13 protein-coding genes and 1 other RNA gene are annotated in these 13,440 nt (G+C 64.4%); 9 read left to right on the top strand and 5 right to left on the bottom strand.

The genetic code is table 11. The features are described from left to right. Positions 1 to 85 precede the first annotated feature (85 nt). The 4 genes from hrpB to ACS3WA_RS14185 all read left to right on the top strand — a co-directional run bounded on the left by hrpB (position 86) and on the right by ACS3WA_RS14185 (position 5,778). Positions 86 to 2,575 (top strand): ATP-dependent helicase HrpB, encoded by a 2,490-nt coding sequence (gene hrpB / locus ACS3WA_RS14200; RefSeq protein ID WP_438279162.1) that lies wholly within the window; start codon positions 86 to 88, stop codon positions 2,573 to 2,575. An 82-nt stretch (positions 2,576 to 2,657) separates the two neighbouring features. Continuing rightward, positions 2,658 to 3,368, top strand: a complete 711-nt coding sequence (locus tag ACS3WA_RS14195; protein ID WP_438279161.1) for an MgtC/SapB family protein — start codon at positions 2,658 to 2,660, stop codon at positions 3,366 to 3,368. Positions 3,369 to 3,595: 227 nt separating this feature from the next. After that, positions 3,596 to 4,114 carry a TIGR02281 family clan AA aspartic protease gene (locus ACS3WA_RS14190; RefSeq protein WP_438279160.1) on the top strand — a complete coding sequence of 173 codons (519 nt, stop codon included), beginning with the start codon at positions 3,596 to 3,598 and terminating at the stop codon, positions 4,112 to 4,114. Positions 4,115 to 4,278: 164 nt separating this feature from the next. Then, the gene (locus ACS3WA_RS14185; RefSeq protein WP_438279159.1) at positions 4,279 to 5,778 is read left to right on the top strand and encodes a phosphomannomutase/phosphoglucomutase; all 1,500 of its coding nucleotides are present in this window, start codon (positions 4,279 to 4,281) and stop codon (positions 5,776 to 5,778) included. A gap of 84 nt (positions 5,779 to 5,862) precedes the next feature. Here ACS3WA_RS14185 and ACS3WA_RS14180 read toward each other — a convergent pair whose 3' ends face one another. The 3 genes from ACS3WA_RS14180 to ACS3WA_RS14170 all read right to left on the bottom strand — a co-directional run bounded on the left by ACS3WA_RS14180 (position 5,863) and on the right by ACS3WA_RS14170 (position 7,860). After that, a complete protein-coding gene (locus ACS3WA_RS14180; protein ID WP_438279158.1) occupies positions 5,863 to 6,372 on the bottom strand; it encodes an Lrp/AsnC family transcriptional regulator in 510 nt (169 codons plus the stop codon). Positions 6,373 to 6,453: 81 nt separating this feature from the next. Then, positions 6,454 to 7,401, bottom strand: a complete 948-nt coding sequence (locus tag ACS3WA_RS14175) for a sugar kinase (protein WP_438279157.1) — start codon at positions 7,399 to 7,401, stop codon at positions 6,454 to 6,456. A 42-nt stretch (positions 7,402 to 7,443) separates the two neighbouring features. After that, the gene (locus ACS3WA_RS14170; RefSeq protein WP_438279156.1) at positions 7,444 to 7,860 is read right to left on the bottom strand and encodes an HIT domain-containing protein; all 417 of its coding nucleotides are present in this window, start codon (positions 7,858 to 7,860) and stop codon (positions 7,444 to 7,446) included. Between the two features lie 127 nt (positions 7,861 to 7,987). On the opposite strand from ACS3WA_RS14170, the gene ffs reads away from it, so the two are divergent. From ffs to recR, 4 genes are all read left to right on the top strand, one after another. Beyond that, an RNA gene (ffs, locus tag ACS3WA_RS14165) (signal recognition particle sRNA small type) lies at positions 7,988 to 8,084 on the top strand. 117 nt (positions 8,085 to 8,201) lie between these two features. Further along, positions 8,202 to 10,046 carry a DNA polymerase III subunit gamma/tau gene (locus tag ACS3WA_RS14160; RefSeq protein ID WP_438279155.1) on the top strand — a complete coding sequence of 615 codons (1,845 nt, stop codon included), beginning with the start codon at positions 8,202 to 8,204 and terminating at the stop codon, positions 10,044 to 10,046. A 16-nt stretch (positions 10,047 to 10,062) separates the two neighbouring features. Further along, on the top strand, positions 10,063 to 10,383 hold the full coding sequence (locus tag ACS3WA_RS14155; protein WP_438279154.1) for a YbaB/EbfC family nucleoid-associated protein: 321 nt from the start codon (positions 10,063 to 10,065) through the stop codon (positions 10,381 to 10,383). Between the two features lie 209 nt (positions 10,384 to 10,592). After that, positions 10,593 to 11,195, top strand: a complete 603-nt coding sequence (gene recR / locus ACS3WA_RS14150; RefSeq protein ID WP_438279153.1) for a recombination mediator RecR — start codon at positions 10,593 to 10,595, stop codon at positions 11,193 to 11,195. A gap of 69 nt (positions 11,196 to 11,264) precedes the next feature. Here the strand turns inward: recR and ACS3WA_RS14145 are convergent, their stop codons facing one another. Beyond that, positions 11,265 to 11,693 carry a cupin domain-containing protein gene (locus ACS3WA_RS14145; RefSeq protein WP_438279152.1) on the bottom strand — a complete coding sequence of 143 codons (429 nt, stop codon included), beginning with the start codon at positions 11,691 to 11,693 and terminating at the stop codon, positions 11,265 to 11,267. Continuing rightward, positions 11,690 to 12,457 carry a hydroxyacylglutathione hydrolase gene (gene gloB / locus ACS3WA_RS14140; protein WP_438279151.1) on the bottom strand — a complete coding sequence of 256 codons (768 nt, stop codon included), beginning with the start codon at positions 12,455 to 12,457 and terminating at the stop codon, positions 11,690 to 11,692. The genes ACS3WA_RS14145 and gloB overlap by 4 nt, the downstream gene beginning before the upstream one ends. A gap of 238 nt (positions 12,458 to 12,695) precedes the next feature. Here gloB and ACS3WA_RS14135 point away from each other — a divergent pair, with 238 nt between their 5' ends. Continuing rightward, positions 12,696 to 13,436: a methyltransferase domain-containing protein gene (locus ACS3WA_RS14135; protein ID WP_438279150.1), complete on the top strand. Its 741-nt coding sequence runs from the start codon at positions 12,696 to 12,698 to the stop codon at positions 13,434 to 13,436. The last annotated feature ends 4 nt before the right edge of the window (positions 13,437 to 13,440 follow it).

Raw genomic sequence — 13,440 nt, 5'->3', positions numbered from 1 at the left:
CAATCAAATAATGTGCCATGTTTCATGGGATCGTGATCGTTTGGCCCTCCCGCTCGTTAACCATGTCGCGCCCCCGGACTTTTCCTTGACGAAAACGTTTGCCACGCCGCTCCCGATCGATGCTGTGCTCGACGAACTCGGACGAACGCTCGCCGCGCACACTACGGCCGTGCTGGTGGCGCCGCCCGGCGCCGGCAAGACCACGCGGGTGCCGTTGGCGTTGCTCGATGCGCCCTGGGCTGCGGGCAAGAAGATCATCGTGCTGGAGCCGCGCCGGATCGCGGCGCGGGCCAGCGCGGAACGAATGGCGCAAACGCTGGGCGAGCGCGCCGGCGAGACTGTCGGCTACCGCGTGCGCTTCGGCTCGAAAGTGTCGCGTGCAACCCGCATCGAAGTCGTGACCGAAGGAATCTTCTCGCGGCAGATTCTCGACGATCCGGAACTGACCGGCATCGCAGCGGTGCTGTTCGACGAGTTTCACGAACGCTCGCTCGATGCCGACATGGGACTTGCGCTGGCGCGCGACGTGCAGGCCGGCTTGCGCGAGGATCTGCGGATCCTGGTGATGTCCGCGACCATCGACGGGGCGCGTGTCGCAAAGCTGCTCAGCGATGCGCCAGTCATCGAAAGCGAGGGCCGCGCCTTTCCGATCGAGACGCGCTATCTCGGCCGCAGGCCCGACGCGCCGCTCGAACGGCAGGTGGCCGACGCGATCGCCATGGCGCTGCGCGCTGATGCCGGCTCGGTGCTGGCATTTCTGCCGGGAGCGGCCGAAATCCGCCGAACGCAAAATATGCTCGCTGAACGGGTTCACGACGCATCCGTCGAGATCGTTCCGCTGTTCGGCGCGCTCGACGCCGCGGTGCAGGACCGCGCCATCGCGCCGGCGTTGAAGGGCCATCGCAAGGTGGTGCTGGCGACGTCCATCGCGGAGACGTCGCTGACGATCGAAGGCGTCCGCATCGTGGTAGATTCCGGCCTGGCGCGGGTGCCGCGCTATGAGCCCGACATCGGCCTGATGCGGCTGGGAACCGTGCGCGCCTCGCGCGCCGCAGTCGATCAGCGCCGCGGTCGCGCAGGCCGCACCGAGCCCGGCCTGTGTTATCGTCTCTGGGACGAGCCGCAGACCACCTCGCTCCCCGCCCACACCCAGCCTGAGATTCTCAGCGCCGATCTGTCGTCGCTGGTGCTGGATCTCGCGCAGTGGGGTGTGCGCGATCCGGCGATGCTGACGTTTCTTGATCCCCCACCGGTCCCCGCATTGAGCGAGGCGCGCAACCTGTTGCGCGAACTCGGCGCGCTTGATGGCGACGGCCGTATCACCGACGAGGGCAAAAGCCTGCGCGCGCTGGCGCTGCCGCCACGGCTCGCGCGTATGATCGTCGATTCGCATCGGCTTGGCGCGGGCCGCGAGGCGGCCGATATCGCGGCTGTTCTGACCGAGCGGGGACTCGGCGGCGACAGCGTCGATCTCGATGCCCGGCTCGAGAATTTCCGCCGCGACCGTTCGCCGCGCGCCTCAGGCGCAAGGCAACTCGCCGAGCGATGGGTGTCGCAGGTGAGGGCTTCTCCCTCACCACCACAAGGGGAAGTCGAACCAAGCACCGGCGTCATGCTCGCTCTCGCATTCCCCGATCGCGTGGCGCGCAATCGCGGCAACGGCTCGTTCGTGCTCGCCAATGGCCGCGGCGCGTCGGTCGATCCGGCCTCCCGCCTGGCGCGAGACCCCTTCATCACGGTCGCCGAACTGACCGGCGCCGCCGCCAACGGCCGCATCCTGCTGGCTGCGCCGATCGCGCAGGCCGACATCGAGGCGCGCTTCGCCGACCAGATCGAGACCGACGATGAGGTCACGTTCGACCGCGCGGCGATGGCATTGCGGGCGCGCCGCCGGAAACGGCTGCATGCGATCACGCTGGCCGAGGCACCGCTGGCGGTCGTTCCCTCGCCGGAGACCGCCCGCATCCTCGCGGAAGGCCTGATGAGTGCGGGACCGGATCGGCTACCGTGGTCGAAATCGCTCAAGCAATGGCGCGACCGGGTGATGTTCCTGCGCAGGGCGGAAGGCCGGAAGGGACTCGATGAGTGGCCCGATCTCTCCGATGCCGGACTTGCGGCCCAGGCCGAAAGCTGGCTGGTGCCGGCGCTGCCCGACAAGACATCGCTGAAGGACTTCTCCGCGAGCGATCTCTCGGACGCGCTGATGGCGCTGTTGCCGTGGAGTTTGCGCGCACGGCTGGAGCGGGAGGCGCCGACGCATTTCGAGGCCCCGACCGGCACGATGCTCGCGATCGATTATGGCGCGGAGCAGGGGCCGACCATCGCCGTCCGGTTGCAGGAATTGTTCGGCCTGACGGCGCACCCGACGATCGCGCAAGGCAAGGTGCCGCTGGTTCTGGAATTGCTGTCGCCGGCGCATCGTCCGGTGCAGGTGACGCGCGACCTGCCCGGATTTTGGCGCGGCAGCTATGCTGGGGTACGCTCCGATCTGCGCGGGCGCTATCCCCGGCATCCCTGGCCGGAAGATCCGGCGAACGCGCCGCCGACACGCCGGGTCAAGCCGCGCGGGACCTGAAGGGCTCGCGTATCCGGGAACCCGTGCTGTCGCCGCAGCGTTGCCACGACATCTCGCCCCGAGGCTCCCATCCGAGGCTCCCATGGACATGCCCCTGCAACCGACCTGGCCGGATATCGCGATCCGTCTCGCCTTGACCATGGTCGCCGGCGGCATCGTCGGCCTGGACCGGAGCACGCGCGGACACGCGGCCGGATTTCGCACCACCATTCTGGTGGGACTCGCCGCCTCGGTCGCCATGATCCAGGCCAACATCCTGCTGTCGGCGAGCGGCAAAACGCCGGCGTCCTTCGCCGAGATGGATGTGATGCGTTTGCCGCTCGGCATCCTCACCGGCGTCGGCTTCATCGGCGCCGGGACCATCTTCAAGAAAGGCGATCTCATCACCGGCGTCACCACCGCGGCGACGTTGTGGCTGATCACGGTGATCGGTCTCTGTCTGGGCGGCGGTCAACTGGCGCTTGGCGCCGCCGCAACCGTGCTGGCGGTCATGACTCTCTGGGCGCTGAAATGGGTCGACTATGTCATCCCTCGCGAGCACCGCGTCCGGGTGGTGGTCGCAGCCGATGCAGAGATGCGAACGATCGTCGAGCTGCCGCGCCTGATCGGAGGTTTTGGCTATCACGCCCGCTTCGCCGATGTGAAACGGCGTGATGACGGGTCAATCGATTGTTCATTCGATGTCTCGTGGCGGTGCGCCGAGCGATCGGTACAGCCGACCGATCTGCTGGCGCTGATCCGCAAGAGCTATGAGATCAAGGCGTTCGCCTTGAGCACGGAAGACGGCCGCTAGAGTCTGTTTCAACTGCGTTGAATCAGACCCGTGCTTATCTTTTTGTTTGAGTATGATCTTTTCCGAAAACCGGTTTCCACTTTTCGGGATCATGCTCTAAGGCCCGCATTAACGCTTCGCTCATCCTTTTCCCAAATAAAGAGCCTCACGGCCGTTGCGGGTTATGGCCGGCCGACGGCTGCGCGTAAGATCGCGGCTGCCGTTCCGTCTGTCAGTGAGTGTGCGCCATGCGTAATCTGATGATCTTTGCCGCGCTTCTGATCGGAGCGGGCACCTACATGGCGCAGGTGGCTGACAAGATGACCGTAACCGCGGCGGCGCGGGCAACGACACCCGTGCAGCAGGCGACGTTCGAGGACAACGCCCAGGCCGGTCGCCGCAGCGTCAGCATCCCGCGCGATGGCCGCGGTCACTTCCAGACAGAAGCCCGGATCGACGGCCAGCGCGTCGGCTTCATGGTCGATACCGGGGCGTCGGTGATTGCGCTCAATGAAAGTTCAGCCGCGCGCATCGGCTTGCGGCCCTCGCAGAATGACTACGACGCGACGGTGACCACGGCCAACGGCAAGGTCAAGGCGGCGCGCACCCGGCTTGCCATGGTCGACGTCGGCGGGCTGATCGTGCGCGACGTCGACGCCATGGTGCTGCCCGACGAGGCGCTGTCGGAAAACCTGCTTGGCCTGTCGTTTCTGTCCAAACTCAGGCGCTTCGAATTCGCCAACGGGCGCATGGTGCTGGAACAATAGGCCGGCGCCGCCGTTGATATTGGTTGCAGGCGACGCGCGCTGCCGTGGCGCTGCGATTATGCCGCAATTGCCTTTCACAAACCCGCTCCCGCATTTCCGGCAGCCATGGCATTCCGGGCTGCACTTTATTATGTTCCTGCCCTTATCCTGACGAGGCCATCTGCATGTTTCCGAAGCCGAAACCCGTTCTGGCGCCGAATACCTATGCCTATGAATCCGAGCCAATGGTCAAGGCGACCGGATTCCGCGAATATGACGCGCGCTGGCTGTTCGGCAAGGAAATCAACCTGATGGGCATTCAGGCGCTGGGCATGGGGCTCGGCACGCTGATTGGCGAGCTCGGCCAGAACAAGGACATCGTTACCGGGCACGATTTCCGCAGCTATTCGTCGTCCATCAAATACGCGTTGATCTCGGGCCTTCTGGCGTCCGGCTGCAAGGTGCACGACATCGGACTGTGCATGACGCCGATGGCGTATTTCGCGCAGTTCGAACTCGACGTCCCCTGCGTCGCCATGGTGACGGCCTCGCACAACGACAACGGCTGGACCGGCGTCAAGATGGGCGCCAACCGGCCGCTGACTTTCGGACCCGACGAGATGAACCGGCTGAAGGAGATCGTGCTGGGCGCCACCTTCGCCGACGGGACCGGCGGCTCCTATCAGTTTCACGAGAATTTTCCGGCGCGCTATATCGCCGACCTGACGAAGCGGCCGAAGCTGAAGCGCAAGCTGAAAGTCGTTGTTGCCTGCGGCAACGGCACCGCGGGCGCATTCGCGCCGAAGGTGATGGAGGCGATCGGCTGCGAGGTGATCCCGCTGGATACCGAACTCGATCACACCTTCCCGAAATATAATCCGAACCCCGAAGACATGAAGATGCTGCACGCGATCCGCGATGCGGTGCTCGAACACAAGGCCGATGCCGGTCTGGGCTTCGACGGCGACGGGGATCGCTGCGGCGTCGTCGACAATACCGGCGAGGAAATCTTCGCCGACAAGGTCGGCGTGATGCTGGCGCGCGACATGTCGGCGATCCACAAGGACGCGCATTTCGTGGTCGACGTGAAGTCGACGGGTCTGTTCGTCACCGATCCGGTCTTGCAGAAACAGGGTGCCAAGGTGACCTACTGGAAAACCGGTCATTCCTATATGAAGCGCCGCACCAACGAACTCGGCGCGCTCGCCGGTTTCGAGAAATCCGGCCACTTCTTCTTCAACGCGCCGATGGGCCGCGGTTATGATGACGGCCTGATCTCGGCGATCGCAATCTGCGAGATGCTCGACCGCGCTCCGGGAAAATCGTTGGCCGACCTGAAGGACGCGTTGCCCAAGACATGGTCGTCGCCGACCATGTCGCCGCATTGCGCCGACGAAGCCAAATACGGCATCGTCGACAGCGTGGTGAAACATTTCGAGGCCGCCAGGGCCAACGGCGACAAGGTGGCGGGACAGCCGATCCGTGATCTCGTCACCGTCAACGGTGTCCGGGTGACGGCGGAGGATGGAAGCTGGGGTCTTGTGCGGGCGTCGTCGAACAAGCCCGAACTGGTGGTGGTGGTGGAAAGCCCGGTCTCCGAGCAGCGCATGCACGACATGTTCGAGGCGATGGACAGCGTGCTGCGCACCCATCCCGAAGTCGGCGAATACAATCAGAAGATTTGACGCGGATGTCATTGCCGGACTTGATCCGGCACTCCATCAGGCGATGGATACGCGGGCCAAGCCCGCGTATGACGGTTGAAATCGCTATACCGCGCTCACCGCCGGGACCGGCAGCGCCGTCACCGATTTGATCTTCTCCATCGCGAATCGCGAGGTGACGTTCTTCAGCGCCACGGCGCTGATCAGCTTCTTGTAAAAAAGATCGTAGCTCGCCATGTCGGCGACCACGACGCGCAGCATGTAGTCGACGTCGCCAGCCATGCGGTAAAGCTCCATCACCTCGGGCATGGCGCTGACTGCACTGGCGAACTTGCTCAGCCAGGCGTCCGAATGGTCGCCGCTCTCCACCGATACGAACACCGAAATGCCGAGCCCGATCTTGTTCTGATCGACCAGCGCCACCCGGCGCAGGATAATGCCGTCGGCTTCGAGCCTTTGGATCCGCTTCCAGCAGGGCGTCGAGGACAACCCGACCCGGTCGCCGATCTCGGCCACGGAGAGGGATGCATCCTCCTGAAGCACGGTCAGGATCTTGCGGTCGATGGCGTCGAGACGTCGGCTGGACTCAGAGGTCTGGAGGGCGAGATCGCTCATGATTAGAACATTGTTCCAATATGGAAGTTATTCAACCTCATATATAGAAAAATATTCCAACGCAAGGGCGATCGCTTCGGACTAAGCCGAGGTCGGGGCCGCTTCTCTCAAAAACGCTTCCACTTCAGAACGTTGCGGGCAGGCGAAGGCGCCGCCGAAGCGGGTGCATTTGATCGCGGCGGCAGCGGAGCCAAATCGCAGCGCTTCCCGCAGGTCCTGGTTTTCGGTCATGGCGAGGGCGAACGCGCCATGAAACACGTCCCCGGCTCCCAGCGTGTCCACGGTCTCGACTGGAAAGGCTGGGGTCTCACGAAGCTCGCCGTTGGAATCGAGCCACAACGTGCCCTGCGGACCGCGCGTTCCGGCAAGAAAGGCCGAGGTAAGCCCCGCGAGCGTCCTCAGCGCCGCCGCATCGTCCGCAACGCCGGCCGTGGCCTGGAGCGCTTCGCTGGAGAAGATCAGATGCGATGAGGCGGTCAGCAGGCCGCCGCGCATCGGCATGGCGCTGTCGATATCGACGACGACGGGAATGCCGCGCTGGCGCGCCTCCGCGCAGAGGTCAGTGCAGAAGGGGGCGCAGCGACTCTCGACAAGGATGGCGTCGCAGTCGGTGAGCAGCCGCTCGGTGTCAGGCAGGCGCACTTTCCACAATTCGGGATCGCGGAAGGTGATGATAGTGCGCTCGCCGCCGGGGTCGATCATGACGCTGGAGATCGGCGTCACCAGACCTGGCATGTGAACGATGTCTTGCATCGCGATGCCGAGTTCCGCCGCCTTGTCGAAGATGTAACGGCTGGAGGTTTCGCCGGCGTCGCCCATGGGGCCGCAGAACGCCGCGTGGCCGCCGAGTCGGGAAATGGCGATCGCCGCGTTGAGCGCGTTGCCGCCAGCGATTTCCTCGAAACGCTCGGCACCGATCTTGAAGCCGCGTTTCGGCAGGCCCTGAATATGAAAGGTCAGATCGCGCACCGGTATCCCGACGCACAGGATGCGTGGCAGGCGCTTGGGCGCGGCGTCACGAAAGTTCATCGCTGGTTCCCTTGTCGTCTCCGCAATCGACATTCTAACGGTCTAACCGAATCCTGTCCTCCGCCGGATCGCACCCATGAATGCCTCAAGTTCCGCCGCGTCGTATTCGAGCGCGGGCGCCGCCCCCCACACCGGGCGGGGCCATGCGGCGTCTCCATTGCGGCGCGCGATGATATGGACGTGGAGTTGCGGCACCTGATTGCCGAGTGCGGCCACATTGAGCTTGTCGCAACTCGTGACGTCCTTGAGCGCTTCGCAGACCTGACTGATCTCCGTCATCAGGCTTGCGCGATCGTCGTGATCGAGGTCGATGATCTCCATCGCTCCGGCCCGTCTTGGCACCAGAATGAGCCAGGGGTAGTTGGCGTCCTTGCTGAGCAGGAGTCGGCTGAGTGCCAGGTCGCCGATGCCGACCGCGTCATTGTCGAGCTGCGGGTGAAGCGACCAGGCCTCGGACATCGTTTGCGGCCGTTTTTTTTGAGGAGTGCGGAGGCAAACTGGCCCGACGATCCGCCGGGGTCAATGGGCCGGAACGGAATGCCGCGGCCGCTTGCTTTCCGGTCCTTTTGGCCCCAAATAGAGACCGGGAGATTGGCGGTGGACGAGCCACTCGCCAACCGGGTCAGGTCCGGAAGGAAGCAGCCCTAACGAGGTCCGGATCGGGTCGCTCGTCAGTCTCCTACCTGTTTTTGGCGAGCCATGTTTTCGGGACTTTTGCCGGCGCCGGATCGGGCGCGGCCCGAAAGATCGCCTGTTGTTCCGCAAGCCGGCCTCACAGAGAGAAAATTGCGGATCGCTCAATGACCGACGCTGGCCATTCCTCAACGCCCTCCGATGACGCCGCCGGCCAGACCGGCCTCGACCTCGGCGCGCGGGCATCCGAGTCCAGCGCCGAGTATCGCGTGCTGGCGCGGAAATACCGTCCCGCGAGCTTTGACGATCTCATTGGACAGGAGGCGCTGGTGCGCACCGTGTCCAATGCCTTCGAGACCGGACGAATCCCGCAGGCCTGGATCCTCACCGGCGTGCGCGGCGTAGGCAAAACCACCACCGCGCGCATTCTCGCCCGCGCGCTGAACTACGAACTGCCTGACGGCTCGGCGAACGGACCAAGCATCCGGATGCCGACGCTCGGCGTGCATTGTCAGGCGATCATGGAAAGCCGCCACATCGACGTGCTGGAAATGGACGCCGCCTCCCATACCGGCGTCGACGATGTCAGGCAGATCAACGACAGCGTGCGCTATGCGCCCTCCAGCGCGCGCTACAAGGTCTATATCATCGACGAAGTCCACATGCTGTCGACGGCGGCCTTCAACGCGTTCCTGAAGACGCTGGAGGAGCCGCCGGAGCACGCGAAATTCGTGTTCGCGACCACCGAGATTCGCAAAGTCCCGGTGACGGTGCTGTCGCGTTGCCAGCGTTTCGATCTCCGGCGTGTCGATGCGGACGTCCTGGTGTCGCACCTCGCCAGTATCGCGGCGAAAGAGAACGTCGAGGTCGAACCGGAAGCGCTCGGCATCGTGGCGCGGGCCGCCGAGGGCTCGGTGCGGGATTCGCTGTCGCTGTTCGATCAGGCCATCGCCCACGCCGCCGGCGTGGTGCGGGCCGATGCGGTGCGGCAGATGCTGGGGCTCGCCGACCGCACACGGGTGATCGATCTGTTCGAATCGCTGGCGCGCGGCGATATCGCGCGCGCGTTCGGCGAATTTCGCGACCAGTACGATACCGGCGCCGATCCGGTCGTGGTGCTCAGCGATCTGGCCGAGTTCGTCAACTTCGTGACCCGCATCAAGGTTGTCCCCGCGCTCGCCGACAATGCCGCATTCGGCGAGACCGAGCGGCTGCGCGCCCGCGATTTCGCCGCGAAACTGTCGATGCGCGTGCTGTCGCGGATGTGGCAGATGCTGCTGAAGGGCATCACCGAGGTGCAGGGCGCGACGCGGCCGGCGGCGGCGGCCGAGATGGTGCTGGTGCGCATCGCCTATGTCTCGGACCTTCCGACACCGGATGAAGCGATCCGGATGCTGGACCGAAACGGCGGCGAAACGCCGGTCGGTACCGGCAGCGCTGCGCCGCAGAGAACCTCCGGCGCATCGGTGTCTTCCGTCCAGTCGTCTGCCGCCCGCACCGTGTCGGCGCCGCGCACTGCCGCCGAGCCTGTGTCGCGCCCGGCGGTGGCGCCGATGGCCGATCCGGCGGATGCGGCACCGGCGCTGCGGCTTGAGAGTTTTGCCGAACTCGTGGCGCTCGCGGGTGAAAAGCGCGACCTGATCGTCAAGGCCGCGCTCGAGACCGACATGCGCCTCGTCCGCATGGAAGACGGCCGGCTCGAGGTCGCGCTCGAACGCAGCGCGGCGCGCACGCTGGTGAACGATCTCGCGCGCAAGCTGGAACAGTGGACAGGCCGGCGCTGGACCGTGATCGTCTCCAACGAGCCCGGGCAGCCGACGCTGCGTTCGCAGGCACTGTTGCAGAAGAACGAGCGCGAGCGCGCGGCCGAGGCCGATCCGCGCGTGAAGGACGTGCTGGCGCGTTTTCCCGGCGCCAGGGTGATCGAGGTGCGAAAGCTCGCTTTGTCGCCGCCGGACTCCGATGTCGTTCCGGACGATCCGGCCGACGGCTTCGACGGTGGCGACGAATAGCAAAAAGGAACGCGTGATGGCTGACTTTCTTGGCATGATGAAACAGGCGGCTCAACTGCAATCCAAGATGAAGGCGATGCAGGACGAGCTTGAGCATGTCGAGGTCGAGGGCACGTCCGGCGGCGGCCTTGTGAGGGTGCGGATGACCGCGAAGATGGACGTCAAGGCGGTCTCGATCGATCCGTCGCTGATCAAGCCGGACGAACGTGAAATCCTCGAAGACCTTGTCGTGACCGCGGTTGCCGACGCGCGCCGCAAGGCGGAGGCCGCGATGCAGGAAAAGATGCAGGCGCTGACCGGCGGACTTGGTCTGCCGCCGGGCCTGGGTTTCACCTGATGGGTGAAACGGAGTGCGCGTGTTGGAATGGGGCCACTAGAGCGTTTTCAAGCGAAGTGGCTACCGGTTCGCGTCAAGAAAACGCGTCAGATCAAGACTCTAGAGCGTTTTCAAGCGAAGTGGAATCCGGTTCGCGTAAAGGAAACGCGTCAAATCAAAAATATAGAGCTCCGCTTCTGATTCCATCAGAAGCGGAGAGGCTCTAGAAGATGTCGTCCGTCACCGGCCCCGAGATCGATCGCCTGATCCAGTTACTGGCGCGGCTGCCGGGGCTCGGCCCGCGCTCGGCGCGGCGGGCGGCGCTGCATCTGATCAAGAAGCGCGAGGCGCTGATGACGCCGCTCGCAGGCGCGCTTCAGGTCGCGATCGACAGGATCCGTGTCTGCGAGACATGCGGCAACATCGATACCCGCAGCCCGTGCACCGTGTGCACGGATGCGCGGCGCGATCCTTCCATCATCGTTGTGGTTGCGGATGTCGCCGACCTCTGGGCGCTGGAGCGCGCAGGCGCATCAAGCGGACTCTATCACGTTCTCGGCGGCACGCTGTCGCCGCTTGACGGCGTCGGCCCGCAGGATCTCACCATCGATGCGCTGGTGTCGCGTGCGCACGATCCGCGCGTGAGCGAAATCGTGCTGGCGCTGAATGCGACGGTCGACGGCCAGACCACCGCGCATTACATCACCGATCTCATTGGCGATGCCAATGTGAGGGTGACGCGGCTTGCGCATGGCGTTCCGGTCGGCGGCGAACTCGATTACCTCGATGAAGGGACGCTGTCGGCCGCGATGCGGCAGCGCACGCTGTTTTAGTCTGGCTAGTCTAGAGTGCGTCACACTTGATGGACGCATGTCGACTATCCGTCATGGCCGGGCATAGCTCTAGCCCATCTCAAAGCCTGAGAATTCAAACCCCGGCGCCACCGTGCATCCGACCAAAGTCCAGTCGCCGCTGCTCTCCGCCGTTTGCCAGGCGTGAGCGGGCACGACTGCTTGCGGCGCTTCGCCTGCCGGAAGATTCACGCCGAGACGCACCGTGCGCATGACGTCGCCCTCGTGGATCTCCAGCACCAACGGGCTGCCGGCATGGTAGTGCCAGACTTCTGCCGCATCGATGCGGTGCCGGCGCGAGCGTTCGCCACGTGCCAGCAGGAAATAGATCGCGGTTGACGCGGCGCGGCCGTGCTCGTCAGTCCGGGTGTCGCGAAAAGTCTCGCGATAGTGACCGCCTTCGGGGTGTGGCTTGAGATCAAGCCGCGCGATGATGTCGGCAGCGGAAAGCGCCACCACCTCCTCGTGCCATAAACTCACGACTTGTTCTTGCGTTCGCGCAGCTCGGCGAAAACGTCGACCCCGCTGGCGCCCTTCATGTGCACACCGGCCGCCACGGCAGGATCGTCGGCGCGCAGGAACACGTTGGCCTTCTTCTCGTCACCCATCAGGGTCGGCACCGTCGGCTTGCCCTCGGCGCGCAGCCGCGCGACTTCCTCGGCCCTCGCCTTGAGCGCCGGATTGTTCGGCTCGATGGTCAGCGCGAATTTCACGTTCGATGCGGTGTATTCATGCCCGCAATAGAGCCGGAAATCGTCCGGCAGCGCGCGCAGTTTCAAAAGCGAGTCCCACATCATCGGATAGGTGCCCTCGAACACCCGGCCGCAGCCGATCGAGAACAGGGTGTCGGCGGCGAACACCACCTTCTCGTCGTCGAAGACGTAGCTGACGTGGTCCAGCGTGTGGCCCGGCGTTTCCAGCACGCGTCCCAGCAGCGTGCCGACCTTGACGATGTCGCCCTGGCCGACCCGCACATCGACATTGGCGATCGCGGCGCCCTTGTCGTGTGGCCCCACGACCCGGCAGTTGTATTTCTGCTTCAGTTCCGCGATGCCGCCGACATGATCGGCGTGATGGTGGGTGACCAGAATATCGGTCAGCTTCCAGCCGTTCTGTTCCAGGGCCACGATGATCGGCCCGGCCTCCGGCGCATCGATCGCGGCGGTCGCCTTGGTGGCGGGGTCATGAATCAGGACGCCGAAATTGTCAGTGAGGCAGGTGAACAGGCGAATTTCGGCGGTCATGTCGTCTCCGTGAGTCCGAGACGTTCAAGCTAGAGCATGATCCCCAAAAGTGGAAACCGCTTTTCGGATAAGATCGTGCTCGATCAAAAAATTAAGGCCGGGTTTGGTTCAACGTTGTTGAATGAGATCCTGGCATACCCCTGTATGCGGTGAAACATGCCGTTAACGCCGGGTTATAATTACACAAATCGGGCCGGGCCGGGGTGCCGGTCCGGCTGCAACATGGTAGATAGGGGCCATGGCAATCGACGTTATTGACCTTCGGGATTTCTATTCGCAGCGCCTCGGCATCGTGGCTCGGCGGCTGATCAATCGCGCTATTCAGGCGCACTGGCCCAACATGGAAGGTCAGTGCGTGGTCGGCCTGGGCTATCCGACCCCTTATCTCGGCCTGTTCCGGGAGGACTGCGAACGCTGTATCGCCTTCATGCCGGCGGCGCAGGGCGTGTTGAAATGGCCGACGGCACGGCCGGCGCTGGCAAGCCTGGTCAACGAGTTTTCATTGCCGCTGCAGGACGCGGCGGCGGACCGCATCCTGCTGGTTCATGCGCTGGAAATGTCGGACGATCCGGAAAATCTGCTGCGGGAGGTTTGGCGCGTTCTCTCACCGTCCGGCCGCATGATGGCGATCGTTCCCAATCGCCGTGGTATCTGGACCCGCACCGATACCACGCCGTTCGGCCACGGCCGGCCCTATTCGCGCTCGCAGATCACCCAACTGTTGCGCCAGACATGGTTCACGCCGTCGGCCTGGGGCGAGGCGCTGTTCGTTCCGCCGATCAACGGCGGCTGGTTCCTGCGTTCGGCGGCGGCATGGGAGCGCGTCGGTGCGGCGCTGTCGCTGCCATTCGCCGGCGTTCATATCGTTGAGGCGACCAAGCAGGTCTATCGCCCCATTGCCGCGAAGCGGGAGCACAGCCGGCTGATCCCGGTTTTGCCGCCGGTGCTCGCGCCGTCATCATGCAGCACCGACGAGTGATATC

It is taken from the genome of Nitrobacter sp. (assembly GCF_051535235.1).
In the GTDB taxonomy this organism is placed as follows: Bacteria; Pseudomonadota; Alphaproteobacteria; order Rhizobiales; family Xanthobacteraceae; genus Nitrobacter.
Note: the sequence above shows the minus strand (reverse complement) of the source record. Positions and strands in the feature narration are given on the sequence as shown.